We start from the raw sequence: 15,340 nt of genomic DNA, 5'->3' as shown, positions 1-15,340 counted from the left end.
CAATAAAAATGCGTTGGCAACCGGTGATAACCCGTTGCGCCTGAAGTATCGCCATACCCTTGTCAGGTCAGCAACAGCGAAAATGACTTTTTGCGAGGAGCATCACGAACTATTTAAAAAGCCTGGCCTTCAGTTCTGCTCAGACACCAGCACCGCCATCGTCTCCGGCTCCAGCGCCCTGAAGATGTGCGCCACGTCTGCCGGATAGGAAATATAGTCGCCGGCATTGAGCTCGACCGGCGATCCCACCAGCCCGACCAGCGCGCGGCCCTGGGTGATAATGATGTGCTCGACCGAGCCCGACGGATGCGGGCTGGAAATGCGGTCCGCGCCCGGCTGAGTGGTCAGCAGATAGATATCCCGGCGCGCGCCCGGCGGGCACGTTGCCAGCAATACCGCTTTGTAATCGGCCATTTCTGCGATCACCGTCGGGCCTTCGCCACGACGGATCACCTGCATTTTACTCAGTTCCGGCTCCATCAGCCGCGCAAAAGGAATATCCAGCGCGACGCACAGCGCCCACAGGGTTTCCAGACTCGGATTGCCGTTCCCGGCTTCCAGCTGCGACAACGTCGATTTGGCTATCCCGGCCCGGCGGGCCACTTCTGCCAGTGATAACCCGGTACGCTGACGTTCGCGCACCAGACCTTTAGAAATAACGCTGATAGGTTGAGACATGGCGACACCCTGATTTACATAACGAACGATCGTTCGACTTGAAGAACGATTCAGATACGTTCATTATAATGGATATTCGTTCGTTATGGGATTTAATCATGCGTAAGCAGCTCTTTGCGCCTCTCGGCAATGATGTGGTAAAAGCCATCTTTCTGGTTTGCCTGGCCGACGGCCTGGTCGGTATTTCTTATGGTTCTCTGGCGGTGGCAGGCGGCTTCCCGCTGTGGGTGCCTCTGACGCTCTCTTTGCTGGTACTCGCCGGGGCATCGGAATTTTTGTTTATCGCCATCGTCGGCGGTGGCGGCAGCCCGTTTGCCGCAGCGGCGGCCGGATTACTGGTTAACGCACGGCATTTGCCTTTCGGTATTGCCGTGAAAGACCTGGTTGGCCGCAAACACGTCAGCTGGCTGGGGTGCCACCTCATGAATGACGAAAGCGTCGTGTTCGGCATCTCCCAGCCCTCGCATGAAAAACGTAAAATGGCTTACTGGCTGTGCGGGCTGGGGATCGCCCTGTTCTGGCCGCTGAGCGTGATTGCCGGCGCTTTCATCGGGCAGTTTATTCCCGATATCAGGGCGATCGGCCTTGATGCGGTTTTCCCGGCCATCCTGCTGGCGCTGATTTTTCCGGCACTCAGGCAACGCAGAACGCTGATCCCGGCGTCCTGCGGCGCGGTGATCTCGGTGATGGCCGTCCCTTTTGTGGCAGCCGGCATGCCGGTGCTGTTTTCCCTGCTCGGATTACTGGCCTGGAGGCATAAAAAATGACGCAGCATTCGCTCTGGATGGCCGGTATCGCTTTACTGGCAGCCGGCACCTTTATCCTGCGCGTGGCCGGTTACCGACTCGGTTCGCGCCTGACGCTGTCGCCCGCGACGCAGACAATGTTATCGGATTCCGCGACCATTTTATTACTGGCCGTTGCCGCCACGTCGGCGCTGTTTGAAGGGGCACATTTTGCCGGATTCGCCCGCATCACGGGGGTTGGCGTGGCGCTGTTTTTAGCATGGCGGAAGGCACCGCTTATCGTGATTATTCTCGCGGCGGCGGTGGTCACGGCGCTGATGCGCTGGCTCGGTGTGGAATAGCAGAAACAAAAATGGCTCCGTTTCAGGAGCCATTTTCTAAAGCAGCAAAGTTACGCCACATCCTCATACTGCGGCACCGGATTGCGGAAGCTTTTGGTGACACAGGCCAGATAGATGAATCCGATAGCGCCCCAGATCAGACCGAGGATCATCGAACCTTGTTCCAGATTCAGCCACAGCGCGCCGACCGTCAGTGCGCCACACATTGGCAGGAAAAGATACTGGACGTGATCCATCAACGTTTTGTTGCGCTTTTCACGGATCCAGAACTGGGAAATCACCGACAGATTCACGAAGGTAAACGCCACCAGCGCACCGAAGTTAATCAGCGCCGTGGCGGTCACCAGGTCAAAGTTGATCGCCAGCAGAGCAATCGCGCCCACCAGAATCACGTTGAATGACGGCGTGCGCCATTTCGGATGGACATAACCGAAGAAGCGGTTCGGGAATACGCCATCGCGCCCCATCACGTACATCAGGCGGGAAACCCCCGCGTGCGCCGCCATGCCGGAAGCCAGCACGGTGATGCTGGAAAAAATCAGCGCGCCGAACTGGAACGCACGGCCCGCCACCTGCAACATGATTTCAGGCTGAGAGACGTCCGGGTTTTTGAAGCTGGAAATGTCCGGGAAATAGAGTTGCAGGAAATAGGTCGCGCCGATGAAAATCACGCCACCGATCAGCGCCGTCAGGAATATCGCTTTCGGGATAACCCGCTCGGCGTCTTTCGTCTCTTCGGATAAATTACTGATACCGTCAAAACCGGTAAACGAGAAACACAGAATGGTCGCGCCGGTAATCATCGGTACGGTATGCGCGTGCTCGCCCCAGAAAGGTTTGGTGCTGACCAGCGTGCCATAGCCGGTGCCATGATTCACGCCGTAAATAACCATGCCGGTAATGACCGTAATAAGAATGATCTGCAATACCACCACCAGCGTATTAATATTGGCGACAGTTTTAATACTGCGTAAATTCGATATCGTCATAAACCCGACCAGCACGATCACAAATATCCACGAAGGTACGGAAGGCACCAGCGCTTCAAAATAGATTTTTGCCAGCAGGATATTGATCATCGGGGCAAATAAATAATCCAGCAATGACGACCAGCCGACCATAAAGCCGATCACCGGATGAATGGCTTTTTGTGCGTAGGTGTACGCCGACCCCGCCGAAGGGTAGCGGCGCACCAGTTTGCCGTAGCTCAGGGCGGTAAACAGCACGGCGATTAACGCGAAAGCGTAAGCCGTAGGCACATGGCCGTCGGTCAGGCCAGAGACAATACCGAACGTATCAAACAGGGTCATGGGCTGCATGTAGGCCAGGCCTATCATCACAACCGGAATCAGCGTAAGCGTTTTACGCAATTCCACGCGGGAAGTGCTGCCTGTGACGACGTTATCTGACATGATGTTTAATTCCCATGACGGAGAACGCCACATAAAAAGAGTGATGCACCATTTATGTTTCCTTGCGACATGACTGTCGGTATTTGAAAGTAAATATCTATCCGGTACGAAGCCCGGCCTCTGGTTTTTGAATGTTTTCTTGTAAGAAGAATGTGTACTTGAATGAAGTTTTTAAACGGGTCATCCCCGATTCGCGGGGCGCATATTTTGCCCTAATAACCAGGGAAATGACAAGATGAAGAAGGCCTCACACCGGGATTAAATAAAATACTCAGCGAAATCTGGCACGTATTGCCAAATACCTTTCCCTGCGGGTTTATTAATTGTTTTTAATATGTAAAACAAAAAGAATTGTCCGGTTATTGCTTTTATAAAGCGGCAGCATTGGACATTAAAAAATAACCTCCGCACGCATTATTTAACATTGCCTCTGTGCCCCGCGCCTTCAGCCACCTCAGACCAGGGTATGGGCAAAATCTGAAAATCTGGCGCGACGCGCTCTTTTTGGGCTTCCCGGTTTACAAAAGACAGACATGTGGCAAGAATGAAAATTATTTGCTCTAAAAGTAAGAAATGTCTGAATCCTCACTGAAGCTTCAACTCCAGAACCTGAAAAAGCATAACGCCCGGCTGAGACGGATTGCGCACGATGCCAAAAATAAGCTCAGTGCGGCGCTGGACGGCACCGGGCTCTGCCTGTGGCAGCTCGACGTGCCCAGCGGGAAACTGGTGATCTTTAACCGCCGCTGGGGCGCCATGCTGGGCTATCAGCCAAAAGAACTGAGCGCACGCTTTGAAGTCTGGCGCGAACATTTACACCCTGAGGATAAAGACGATGTGCTGGCGGCTTTTTACAATCATCTGGAAGGGAAGACGCCGTTTTACGAAGCACTGCACCGGATGCAGGCCAAAAATGGCACCGTGACCTGGGTGCTGGATCGTGGCCGGGTGACTGAGTGGGATAACCAGGGGCGTCCGCTGAAAGTGACCGGCACGCACATCGACATGACCAAAGAGAAGCATTACGAACAGCAACTGGCGACGCTGGCCAATCACGATCCGCTCACCGGCTTGGCCAACCGCCACGCGTTACACCAGCAGTTTACGGCGTTAAAAAACAGCGGCCCGTTGTGTGTGGCGTTTATCGATCTGGACAATTTTAAGCATGTGAACGACACCCTCGGGCATCGCAGCGGTGACGAGGTGCTGATGCGGCTGAGTCAGCGGTTCAGGGAAGCCTGCCCGCCGGGCATTATTCCGGGGCGGCTGGGCGGCGATGAATTTGTGTTGCTGATGCCCTACGGGCTGAACCATCCGCTGGTCAAACGGGTGGCGCAGGCCTGTCTCGGTGCCGCCACCATCCCGTTTGAACTTGATAACGGTAATGCACACATCGGCGCATCGATTGGGATTGATGAGGTGTCCGGCGAGAGTGATTTCAGCGAGGCGCTGCTGCTCGCCGACCGTGCCATGTACGCGATAAAACATCACGGAAAGAATGGCGTGATGCTGGGCACTGAAGACATCCGTTTGCAGGCGTAAGGCGGCCCTGATGAATGTTCCTCACTTTTGTTGTTAAAAGTTTGTGCTATAAATTTCGCATAAGAAAAACCCATGCCATGTCTGAGTCGTCTTTTTAGCACAGCAATCTTTCGTGGAGCGTAACGTGTCTCTTTCTATTTCTGAATGGACGATGGCAAACGATATCGAGTGCTCGCATCTGACCGCGAGCAATTCCTCATTCCCGCGCCACACTCACGACGAATACGTGATCAGCGCCAATCTGACGGGAACGGAAGAGATCTGGCTGCACGGCAAAACCGAGCTGGTCCGTGCCGGCGAAATCACCATCTACAATCCGTCCACCGTTCAGTCATCGCTGTTTGGCGATGAGAAGGTGGAATTTCTCAGCGTGCACATTCCCCAGTCTTTGCTGCGGCAGATATCCGTCGACCACAATCTGCGATCCGATCACTGCGCGCCGGTGCTGACCGAAGGCGTGCTGAGTAATCCGGCGCTGTTTTCCGCGCTGCGCCATTACAAACGCACGCTGAACGACGACGATCAGGAGCAAAATTTATTGTGGTTGCTGGGCGCATTGCTGGAAGAACCGGCGAAAGAGCAGGAGCAGTCGCTGCGGCCGGTCACGCTGGCGCTCGATTTTATGCGCGACCACCTGACCCGCAAGATCCATCTCGACACGCTGGCGCAGGTCAGCGGGCTGAGTAAGTTCCATTTTGTGCGGCTGTTCCGCCAGCACATCGGCATGCCGCCGCTGCAATACCATATGCAGCTGCGTTTACTCGAAGCCCGCAATCAGTTGCGTAAAAATAACAATGCGCTGGATGTCGCCATCAGCCTGGGTTTTTACGATCAAAGCCATTTCATCAACACGTTCCGAAAAATGATGGGGATCACTCCCCACCTGTATTCGCAGTCGCTCAATGGCTCTGCCGCGCGCGGCTGATCACACCAGAATAAATTCGCGATAGCCGGAAATCACCACGTAGATCGCGAAATACGAGAAGATGATCGCCGAGGCCACGTAAGAGTATTTGAGCATTTTCGTGCCGAGCATTTTCCCGCCCCAGCTGCCGACGCAGCACAGCACGATGGTCCAGAACACACCGGCAATAAAGAAACCGGTCAGGAACCAGGACGCTTCCGCTGTGCCGCCCTGCCCCATGCGCGAGATAAGCGCGCCGCCTACCGCCGCAAACCACAGGATCGCCGTCGGTGATGACATTGCCAGCACCACGCCGCGCCCGAAGTTACGCATCACCGACCGCGGCTGGCCGTTATCCCCGGCGGACATATCCTCCGCAGGCGCCATCGCCGCGCGGATCATTTTATAGGTGAACCACATCAGCATCATCGAGCCGCCCACCCACAGCACCCAGCGCACGCTCTGGTATTGCAGCAAAATCGTCATGCCCGCCAGCGCCAGCACAGCGTAAATCAGATCACCAATGCAGGTGCCGATCCCCAGCCAGAAACCGTGAAAATAGCCGCGCTGCATTGCCAGCGTGATCATGGCGATATTGGCGATGCCGATGTCCAGACACAGCGACAGGCTGAGTAAAAAGCCATTGGAAAACGGCATCATAGCGGGACTCTCTTGATCATCTGGTTGTATTCAATCATGTCGTTGGTAGTGCCCAGACGCGCCATCAGGATCTCCACATCTTCCGGATTGTTATGCGGGCAATACTGCTGCATAAACTCTTTTGCGCGCGCGGCGTCGCCGCCCAGCAATTCTTCGCTCATCATGCGGGTCAGGTTTGCCATCTGGGTAAAGAACAGCTCAGGGTGGAAACCGATCGTCTCCGCCGAGAGTTCGATACAGCCGTGCTCACGTAAATAGTTGAACTGGATCCACGCCGCCCCGGCATCCGGATAGCTCGACGGCCCGCGACGCAGATAGCGCAGAATTTCCAGGAAGTAGATCCGCGCCAGCACATTTCTGTCGAGCTGTAATCCGTCCGCCACCTGTGGCGTCAGGCACATCAGCAATCCGAACTGATCCGCCAGCGCTTCCTGCACCATCATCGATCCCCAGCGATCAATCTTGCTGAGCATCGGGAAGACGTTTTCGTTACGCACCAGCGAATGCCCGAGATCATGCCCGCGGAACCAGGCGATCAGATAACGCTGGCAGACGTGGCTTTCCGGCAAATCCTCTTCCGCCCAGCCAAGGCGCACGGCTTCGGTGCGGGAGAACATTTCGAACAGTTGCAGGTAGGTATTGGCAAACACCACGGTGCGTTTGACAGGGGAATGCTTCAGCCCTTCGTCCTCCGGGAAGAAATAGGCGAAGTGTTTCGGATAGGTATTGGCTTCTCCGGCAATGCCGAAAAGAGTGATGATTTTGTAGGCGCAGCCCGGCAGCGCCAGTAAATCGGCGGCGATCTCTTTTTGCAGAAACAGCAGGCTTTCCGGAAACAGACTGTCCATCACGTCAGAGATTTCCTGCAACACCGGCGCGGGCTCGCCGAACCATGACGAGTAATAACTTTGCTTCGATTTTCCAATCCACGTTGAGGTTTTGCCAATGCCCAGCACCAGCTGCTGTTCATTCAGACCGGCAATTTGCGGCAGCAACGTTTTGCCACTTGATTCGTCCGCCAGGATTTCGGCGCGCAGAAACAGCCCCCGCCGGGTATCCGGATCGTCAAACAGCGGCGCGAGGCGGAAACACTGGATAGCCATTTCCTCACGCAAAGCATCCAGCAAACGACTTTCGCAGGTGACCTCCAGTTGATTGATGGCCTCGGTCAGGCGCAGACAATAGTGGATCGTTTGCACCGCTTTAGGATTGATATGATGCGGAACATCCAGATCCATCATTGAAACCTGATAGGCCGCCGCAGCTGGCCAGAATGACGTAGTAAACATGATTTCCAATCCTGTGTACGCATGAGAGGTAGTTCACTACATCACTGTCATCACAGCGGGTATTGGAAGAAATTGCGCAGACGTCAGGAAGTGTCACCCGGTGGCATTACAACACCGCAATCTGCGACTACAGTTGAAGCACAGGTTCCTCCTTGCTAAGCGCTTAACACCATGAGCTTTTCTCTCAAACATTACCTTCAGGTGCGTACCCGGCTGCTGTTCTCGATTCTGGCCGGGCTGGTCTGTTTTTTTATTCTTCCTGCCCAGCTCGGGCTGTTGCAGCGGCTGTTGATTAGCTGGAACGTGCTGGCGTGGCTGTATCTGTTTTTCCTGTGGTTTCGCATGTTGCGCACCGAAGCGAAGGATATTGCGCACATCGCCAAAACGCAGGATGAGAGCGCCACGCTGGTGCTGAGCATGGTCACCCTCACCTGTCTGGTGAGTATTCTGGCGATCCTGATGGAGCTCGGTACGCTGAAAGATCTGACCGGCACGCCGCGCGTGCTGCACATTTTGCTCACCGCGACCACGCTTATCGCGTCGTGGGCGCTGTTGCCGACCTCTTTCGCCCTGCACTACGCCCATCATCATTATCTGCGCCGCAGCAAAGAGGTGACGCCGATGATTTTCCCGGAGAAGCCCGAACTGCCCGGCTACTGGGATTTTCTCTATTTCTCTTTCACCATTGCCGTGGCCTCGCAGACTGCCGACGTGGAGACGGGCACCACCGACATGCGGCAGATTGCCCTGTTACAGTCGGTGATTTCTTTCGTCTTTAATCTGGCGATCCTGGGGCTGTCGATTAACGTGGGCGCGGGGTTGTTAAACTAGCGGAGCAAAGCAATTCACTGCCATCAGGTAAATTTCCGGCAGAGATCACTATAAGCCGGAAAACCGTGCATTCAGACTTCTATACGTCTAAAACTTAGTGTAGGTTTTTACAATATTCTCCCGGTTTGGTTACATTTAAGGAAAGATCTGCTTATGCGCACTTCGTTTGTTGCTCTGACACTCCTTGCCACCACGCTGTTTTCCGCCGCCACGCTGGCAGGCACCACGCTGGATCGCGTCACGAAAACCGGTGTGCTGCGCAATGCCATCGTGAATGACTATCCGCCGTTCGGCTTTATTGATGACAACAACCAGCTGGCCGGTTTTGACGTCGATGTGGCAAAAGCCGTGGCACAGCGCATGGGCGTGAAACTTGAGATCATCGCGCCGGGCTGGGAAACCATTGTCGGCGGTAAATGGCAGGGGCGCTGGGATACCTGTATCTGCTCGATGACGCCAAACAGCGAGCGCGCCAAAGTGCTGGATTTCCCGACGCCTTACTACAACTCTCCGGCGGTGTTAGTGGTCAATAAGAAAGACGACCGCATAAAATCGGCGGCCGACCTGAGCAATAAAAAGATTGGTGTCGGCATCGGCTCGACCTACGAAACGTATCTGCAAAAAACGCTGGTGATCCCCGGCAGCAAGCCCATCAACTTCCCGTTTGATAACGTTCATGTCATTCCAAGCGATGAAGAAGTGGCGTTCCAGAATCTGGCGCTCGGGCCGGGTGTGCGCCTTGACGGCGTGGTGTCGGATTTAGCCACTGCTAACGCACGCATCAAACGCGCGCCGATGTTCAAAATCGTCACCGAACTGTATGCGGAACCGAACTGGGTAGCGACCGACAAAGGCGACGCCGAGTGGGATAAGAAAGTGGCGGACACCATCAAATCGCTGCGCGACGACGGCACGCTGGCTAAAATCTCCCAGCACTGGCTGGGTGAAGATATCACCCACGAGGTACCCTGATGCCACAAATCCCGGACAGCCAGCCGAAAGTGGAAACGCCCGAACGCTGGCACCACGCACACGCGTTTAAATTCAAAACCGGGCTGACGTGGCTGATTTTGCTCAGCCTGCTGCTCGGCACGTTCAGCAAAATGGGGCTGGACTGGAGCCTGATTAGCCAGAAACTGCCGTTCCTGCTCGGCCTGCGCCTGTCGCCGGACGGCTTTATTCAGGGCGCGGCGCTGACCATTATGATCACCGCCTGCTCGATGTTTTTCTGTCTGCTGATTGGCCTTATCACCGCGCTGGGCAGGATGTCCGATAACGCGCTGGCGTTTGGCTGCGCGACGTTTTACGCCTCGCTGTTTCGCGGCACACCGCTGCTGGTGCAGGTACTGATTATCTATCTGGCGTTACCGCAGGTGGGGATTGTGCTCGGCGCACTCAGTTCCGGCATTATCGCGCTGTCGATGAACTACGGCGCGTATCTGGCGGAAACGATCCGCAGCGGCGTGCTCTCGGTGCCGCGCGGTCAGCAGGAAGCGGCACTGGCGCTCGGCGTCTCGCGCTGGACGGTGGCCGTGCACGTCACCGCGCCACAGGCGCTGCGCATCATTATTCCGCCCGCCGGGTCGATGTTTATCTCGATGCTGAAAGATTCCTCGCTGGTGTCCCTGATGGGGCTGTGGGAACTTAACTTTTTGGCGCAGTCCTATGGCCGCAGCACCTACCGGTATATGGAAATGCTGGCCACCGCCGCGGCGATATACTGGATCATGTCGATTGTATTAGAACTGCTGCAAAGCCGCCTCGAGCGCCGTTTTGCCCAAGGCCATCGCCGCTAATTTCGCCCTTTTTCATCACGGATACGCCATGTCTTTTCCTGAAGATTTTCGTTTAATCAGCTATCTCTCGCGCCTCGAACACGCCGTCCGTTTCCCGTTGTCCTCCTCCTATCCCGAATCGATGAGCATCGATACGTTGTTTGAACTGGCGGGGAAAGAGCATCGCGCGGCGTTTATGCAAACCCAGCTGGATTACCCGCCCCTGCGCGGTACGCCGGAACTGCTCGAAGCGATCGCCGCCACGTACCGGCATATCACGCCGCAGCAGGTGATCAGTTTTGCCGGGGCCGATGAAGCGATTTACGCCAGTTTCCAGATGCTGCTGAACGCGGACGATCACGCGGTGGTCATCACACCGAATTATCAGTCGCTGGAAAGCGTACCGATGTCGCGCTGCGAAGTGACCGGCGTGGCGCTGGATGAAAATAATCACTGGGCACTGGATACCGGTCTTGTGCGGGCAGCGTTGCGCGCCAACACCAAAGTGCTGGTGATAAATTTCCCGCACAACCCGACCGGTGCGCTGATAAGCCGCGCGCAACTCGACGAACTGGTCGCAATGTGTCGCGAGCGGGGGATCTGGATTTTCTCTGACGAAGTCTACCGGCTGACCGAATTTGATCCCGCTGACCGGCTGCCGCAGCTCGCTGATCTTTACGAACGCGGCATTTCACTGAACGTGACCTCGAAAGCTTACGGATTGCCGGGGCTGCGTATCGGCTGGGTAGCCTGTCAGGATAAAGCCTGGATGCTGGAGCTGGAGCGCATGAAGCAGTATTTGTCGATCTGTAATTCCATGCCCGGTGAGTTCCTGACGGCCCTCGCGCTCAACGCCCGTGCGCCCATTCTGGAACGGGTCATGGAACGTTCGCGCCGTCAGCTGGCGACGCTCACGACGTTTCTGGCGAAATACCCGCACTTGTTTACGCTCAGCGTGCCGAAAGCCGGTGTGCTCGCCTTTCCCCGTTACACCGGCGCAGAAGGGGCGCAAGCGTTCGCCACGCGGCTGGTGGAAGAAGCCGGAGTGATGGTGATCCCTTCCGTGGCCTACGGTTCAGCGCTCAACGCCGTGTCTGAAGATTTCCTGCGCATCGGTTTCGGGCGGGAAAATCTCGACGATGCGCTGGGCGAAATGGGCAAATGGCTGGATAAACAGTAAGAAGGAAACGGCTCAGTCCAGCACCTGCTTTTCGGTCAGAAAATCAATGAACACCCGCACTTTTGGCAGCATATGGCGGCTGCTCGGCCACACCACCGAGAATTTGCCGCCCTCTTTCAGATAAGGTGACAACACCGGGATCAGCTCGCCCGAGGCCAGATAAGGCCGCACGATAAATTCCGGCACATACGCCAGCCCGAGGCCCTGCACCGTCGCCTGTAAAATCGATTCCAGATTGTTGCTGCTCAGCGCCAGCGGCAGCTCCGGCGGCATCGCGCTGGTCATCTCCCATTCCTGCCACTGGCCGTTGCCCGGAAACCGGTAGCGCAGGCAGGCGTGCTGATAAAGATCGTCAGGGGTAAGCGGTACTGGATGTTCGGCAAAATAACCGGCAGCGCCGACAATCACAAAACGAAACGGCCCGAGGCGGCGTGACATCATCTGCGAACTGTTCAGTTCTCCGCTGCGGATGGCGATATCAAACCCTTCGTCGATGACATTCACCATCCGGTCGCTGAAATCCAGATCCAGTTCGACCTCCGGGTAGCGCTGACGGAACTCCGGCAGGTGCGGCAACAACATGCGGTAACCGATGGCAGGCGCGGTGATGCGTAACTTGCCGCGCGGCACGGCGGAAATCCGCACCAGCTCCTGCTCGGCGTCTTCCAGTTGCGCGACAATATTCTGGCAGCGCTCGAAAAACAGCTGGCCTTCATCCGTCAGGCTGATGCGTCGCGTGCTGCGGTTAAACAGCCGCACACTGAGTTTTTCCTCCAGCCGCGCCACACTTTTGCCGACCGCCGACGCCGATATGCCCATGCGCTCCGCCGCCGCCGCAAAACTCTGGCTCTGCGCCGCCCGCACAAAGGCCAGCAGGCCGTTCAGGTTTTCCATTTTTTCACTCCCGTTTATTCGAGCGTTTTTGTCCTGAATCATCGGACTTCCAGCCTGTTTCCGCCAGATTGCCGACATTTTATCATCATCGTTATACACCACTTTCTGGAGAAATCATGAATACATCCTCGTCCCATCCGGCTGGCAGCCTCAGGGTGCTGGTAACAGTGTGCATCGCCGCCGTGATCCTGCCGCTCAATTTTGTCAGCGGCGCGGTAGCCACACCGGCGATTGCCCGCGAACTCGGCGGCAGCGCGCAGGCGCTGAGCTGGATAACCAATTCCTTTATGCTGACCTTTGGCTGTTTTCTGATGGCCGCCGGGGCGCTGGCCGATGAAATTGGCCGTAAAAAAGTGTTCATCAGCGGTGTTTCGCTGTTTGCCCTGTTGTCGTTATTGCAGGCGTTCAGCAACAGTTTGCTGTGGATGGATGTGCTGCGTGGCGCACAAGGCATTGCCGCCGCCGGTGCGCTGGCGGGCGGCGCGGCGGCACTGGCGCAGGAGTTCGACGGCGCGGCGCGCACCCGCGCGTTCAGCCTGATGGGCAGCAGCTTTGGCGTCGGTCTGGCTTTCGGGCCGTTTCTCGCCGGCCTGCTGATTGCTCATTTCGGCTGGCGCGCGGTGTTTTTCTCCGCCACGGTGATTGCGGTGATCGCCCTGCTGACCGGCGCATCAAAAATGCGGGAAACCCGCAATCCGCAGGCTTCCGGCATCGACTGGCCGGGCACCGTCACCTTTACCGCGATGCTGGCGCTGCTCACCTGGGCGCTGATGGCGATCCCGCAATACGGCGTGCAAAGCACACAGGTTGTTGCGCTGCTGGCCGGTGCGGCGCTGTTGCTGGTGATATTTGTCGGGGTGGAATTGCGGGTCAAACAGCCGATGCTGGATCTCTCTCTTTTTCGCTATATCCGCTTCATCGGCGTGCAGGCGCTGCCGCTGGCGACCGGTTTCTGTTTTGTGGTGTTGCTGGTGATTTTACCGATGCTGTTCATCGGCGTGAGAGGCCTGAGCGAAGAGCGCGCCGGACTGATGATGATGGCGCTTTCCGTGCCGATGCTGATTGTGCCGTTGCTGGCGGCGTGGCTGACGCGCTGGATTTCAGCCGGCGTGCTGTGCACCGCCGGGCTGGTGATTGCCGCCGCAGGTTTAGGCTGGCTGAGCCAGGCGGTGCTGGCGCAAAACGTCACGGCGATGATCGCCCCGATGCTGCTTATCGGCATCGGCACCGGCCTGCCGTGGGGGCTGATGGATGGATTGTCGGTCAGCGTGGTGCCGAAAGAGCGGGCGGGAATGGCGACCGGTATTTTCAGCACCACACGCGTGGCGGGGGAAGGCATTTCGCTGGCGATCGTCGGGGCGATCCTGGCGGCCATGAGCCACCGCGCGCTGGCGGCACATTTCAGCTCCGGCGAACTCAGTCAGGCGGCGCAGCGGCTGGCGACCGGTAATCTGACGGTGACGCAACAGCTGATCCCTGAAGCCAGCACCGCGCAGCTTCAGCAGCTTTATGCCGCCTCTCTGCATCCGTTACTGCTGTGCCTGATGGCGATCACGTTGTTTTCGGCGCTGGTGGTGTTGCTGGCGCTGAAAGGCAATCATCAGGAAAGCGACCAGGTCACCGCCGCCGGTCAGAAAGATCTGTCGCCGTAATCGGCTTCCAGTACCGGCCGCAGCCGGGCATAGGTTTCTTCGATGTCGGCGGGGATGTCGACCTCAGCGATAAAGCCCGCACCGCGCGGGCCATAACCGCCCGGCGCATTACGCAGACGGGGGATTTCCCCCAGCAGCAGCGACGCGAATCGCGGCAGCGACCACATCCCCTGCTGATGGCCGCCGGCAAACCGCAGCCCGTCGCCTGCCCGCTCAAGCTGCGGGATCAGCGTCGGCCAACTGGTGAAGGTGATGTCCGGCCTGTCGCGCCAGACGTGGCGGAAACTGGCGTCGGTGCGCAGCTGCATCAGCGGATCCTGCGTCAGGGTAATCCGGGTGTGGGTATCGCCCGCAGCTTCCAGCACGCGGCGCGCCTGCACGGCATTGTCGCCGCAGTTGGTTGACGCGGTTTCCAGCAATATTTGGTCCGCCGAGAGGCCAAAACACTGCACGCCGATGTCATTAAGAATGTCCGCCTCGCTGCGCCCGGCAGTGGAAATGTGCCGGTAACGCGGATGCGCCTGCACCGTCTGACAGAGTAATTGCGTGGAATGGCCGACGCCTCCGGCAATCAGCAAACGTGAAACCCGGCCCTGCGCCAGCGCCTCAAACGCCGCTTCGGCGGTCGGTAAAATCGCGTTACCCAGCAGGATCAGCAATGAAGGCGTTCCCGCTGGCCCTTTTCCCCCGGTCTGATCAAAAGAGAGAAAACGCGCCAGCCGGTTTATATCGTTAATCACAGCGTCAGAAAACATTTGCAGCCTCCGTCGGATAAGGGCAGCCATCATAAACCTATAACACCACTCAAAAAATGGTTAAAAAAACTCACGGTTACGCGGCGTGACGCCCATCATTAAACATAAAAAAAGCCATTAAACCGGAATAAAAAACCATTAATTTTGTTTTCTTAGTCTTTTTATCCTTATTCATCGAAATGACGTAAAGATCCTCTTAAGGTAAATTTATTAACTTATATTTAACTGTAGCGACGTGGGACACCACGCGCCTGCGGTCAGGGATCCCTTTTGCTTGAGTGTAAAACGCAAATCCCGGCTGAATGACTGATGCTTTTTATTTTTTTTATGCTTTTAAATTGACCACCAGAGGATTTCCACATGCAGCCGCAACGCGATTGCATGCATGCACACCAGTGTATAAGCAGTTATTGGGAGTCATCATGGGCGATAAACATTCTTTATTTCCGGCTATTCTGGCCGCGGCAACCTTAGCGCTGTCCGCAGGCGCACAGGCGGCCGGTACTTTAACAGGGCAAGTGGGCGTTCAGTTAACCATCAGTACCGGGTGTACCGTCGGTAATGGCACGGCCACCGGCGGCACCAACCAGTGGGGTACGCTGAACTTCGGTAATTACGCCGATTTGACCAGCGTCATCAACGGTAGGGTGTTTGGTGCGGACGGCACCGGCGCGGTCACCA

The 15,340-nt window shown here is 56.5% G+C and carries 15 protein-coding genes and 1 pseudogene; 10 read left to right on the top strand and 6 right to left on the bottom strand.

All coding sequences use genetic code 11. From position 1 onward, the window contains the following. Nucleotides 1-129 precede the first annotated feature (129 nt). The gene (locus ED901_RS14705; RefSeq protein WP_122096339.1) at nucleotides 130-678 is read right to left on the bottom strand and encodes a helix-turn-helix domain-containing protein; all 549 of its coding nucleotides are present in this window, start codon (nucleotides 676-678) and stop codon (nucleotides 130-132) included. Between the two features lie 98 nt (nucleotides 679-776). Between ED901_RS14705 and ED901_RS14700 the strand changes: the two genes are divergently transcribed. Continuing rightward, a complete protein-coding gene (locus ED901_RS14700) occupies nucleotides 777-1,445 on the top strand; it encodes an AzlC family ABC transporter permease (protein WP_122096338.1) in 669 nt (222 codons plus the stop codon). Beyond that, entirely contained in the window at nucleotides 1,442-1,765 is a 324-nt protein-coding gene (locus ED901_RS14695; RefSeq protein WP_056774901.1) for an AzlD domain-containing protein, read from the top strand. Before ED901_RS14700 ends, ED901_RS14695 begins: the two co-directional genes overlap by 4 nt. A 50-nt stretch (nucleotides 1,766-1,815) precedes the next feature. Here the strand turns inward: ED901_RS14695 and ED901_RS14690 are convergent, their stop codons facing one another. After that, nucleotides 1,816-3,177 carry an APC family permease gene (locus ED901_RS14690; protein ID WP_122096365.1) on the bottom strand — a complete coding sequence of 454 codons (1,362 nt, stop codon included), beginning with the start codon at nucleotides 3,175-3,177 and terminating at the stop codon, nucleotides 1,816-1,818. Nucleotides 3,178-3,750: 573 nt separating this feature from the next. On the opposite strand from ED901_RS14690, the gene ED901_RS14685 reads away from it, so the two are divergent. Together ED901_RS14685 and ED901_RS14680 are read left to right on the top strand one after the other, a co-directional pair. Then, nucleotides 3,751-4,719, top strand: a complete 969-nt coding sequence (locus tag ED901_RS14685; RefSeq protein WP_122096337.1) for a sensor domain-containing diguanylate cyclase — start codon at nucleotides 3,751-3,753, stop codon at nucleotides 4,717-4,719. A 124-nt stretch (nucleotides 4,720-4,843) separates the two neighbouring features. After that, entirely contained in the window at nucleotides 4,844-5,644 is an 801-nt protein-coding gene (locus ED901_RS14680) for an AraC family transcriptional regulator (RefSeq protein ID WP_056774947.1), read from the top strand. On the opposite strand, the gene ED901_RS14675 is transcribed toward ED901_RS14680, so the two are convergent. Together ED901_RS14675 and ED901_RS14670 are read right to left on the bottom strand one after the other, a co-directional pair. Then, a complete protein-coding gene (locus ED901_RS14675; RefSeq protein ID WP_056774892.1) occupies nucleotides 5,645-6,283 on the bottom strand; it encodes a LysE family transporter in 639 nt (212 codons plus the stop codon). Further along, nucleotides 6,280-7,572 carry a hypothetical protein gene (locus ED901_RS14670; RefSeq protein ID WP_056774890.1) on the bottom strand — a complete coding sequence of 431 codons (1,293 nt, stop codon included), beginning with the start codon at nucleotides 7,570-7,572 and terminating at the stop codon, nucleotides 6,280-6,282. Before ED901_RS14670 ends, ED901_RS14675 begins: the two co-directional genes overlap by 4 nt. 171 nt (nucleotides 7,573-7,743) lie before the next feature. On the opposite strand from ED901_RS14670, the gene ED901_RS14665 reads away from it, so the two are divergent. The 4 genes from ED901_RS14665 (at nucleotide 7,744) to ED901_RS14650 (ending at nucleotide 11,358) form a co-directional block, all read left to right on the top strand. Beyond that, nucleotides 7,744-8,403: a DUF1345 domain-containing protein gene (locus ED901_RS14665; protein WP_122096336.1), complete on the top strand. Its 660-nt coding sequence runs from the start codon at nucleotides 7,744-7,746 to the stop codon at nucleotides 8,401-8,403. Between the two features lie 153 nt (nucleotides 8,404-8,556). After that, complete coding sequence (locus tag ED901_RS14660) at nucleotides 8,557-9,375, top strand: transporter substrate-binding domain-containing protein (protein ID WP_122096335.1); 819 nt, start codon at nucleotides 8,557-8,559, stop codon at nucleotides 9,373-9,375. Then, the gene (locus ED901_RS14655) at nucleotides 9,375-10,199 is read left to right on the top strand and encodes an amino acid ABC transporter permease (protein WP_122096334.1); all 825 of its coding nucleotides are present in this window, start codon (nucleotides 9,375-9,377) and stop codon (nucleotides 10,197-10,199) included. The genes ED901_RS14660 and ED901_RS14655 overlap by 1 nt, the downstream gene beginning before the upstream one ends. A gap of 28 nt (nucleotides 10,200-10,227) precedes the next feature. Further along, entirely contained in the window at nucleotides 10,228-11,358 is a 1,131-nt protein-coding gene (locus ED901_RS14650; protein WP_122096333.1) for an aminotransferase class I/II-fold pyridoxal phosphate-dependent enzyme, read from the top strand. A 12-nt stretch (nucleotides 11,359-11,370) separates the two neighbouring features. Here the strand turns inward: ED901_RS14650 and ED901_RS14645 are convergent, their stop codons facing one another. Beyond that, nucleotides 11,371-12,252, bottom strand: a complete 882-nt coding sequence (locus tag ED901_RS14645) for a LysR substrate-binding domain-containing protein (protein ID WP_122096364.1) — start codon at nucleotides 12,250-12,252, stop codon at nucleotides 11,371-11,373. A gap of 116 nt (nucleotides 12,253-12,368) precedes the next feature. Between ED901_RS14645 and ED901_RS14640 the strand changes: the two genes are divergently transcribed. Then, complete coding sequence (locus tag ED901_RS14640) at nucleotides 12,369-13,904, top strand: MFS transporter (RefSeq protein WP_122096332.1); 1,536 nt, start codon at nucleotides 12,369-12,371, stop codon at nucleotides 13,902-13,904. Here ED901_RS14640 and ED901_RS14635 read toward each other — a convergent pair. After that, on the bottom strand, nucleotides 13,883-14,659 hold the full coding sequence (locus tag ED901_RS14635; RefSeq protein ID WP_122096331.1) for a YdcF family protein: 777 nt from the start codon (nucleotides 14,657-14,659) through the stop codon (nucleotides 13,883-13,885). The two genes, ED901_RS14640 and ED901_RS14635, sit on opposite strands and share 22 nt — an antisense overlap. Before the next feature lie 422 nt (nucleotides 14,660-15,081). On the opposite strand from ED901_RS14635, the pseudogene ED901_RS25430 reads away from it, so the two are divergent. Then, nucleotides 15,082-15,340, top strand: a pseudogene (locus ED901_RS25430) (spore coat protein U); the annotation flags it as partial.

The organism is Rahnella sp. Larv3_ips (assembly GCF_003697865.1).
Lineage (GTDB): Bacteria > Pseudomonadota > Gammaproteobacteria > Enterobacterales > Enterobacteriaceae > Rahnella > Rahnella rivi.
Note: the sequence above shows the minus strand (reverse complement) of the source record. Positions and strands in the feature narration are given on the sequence as shown.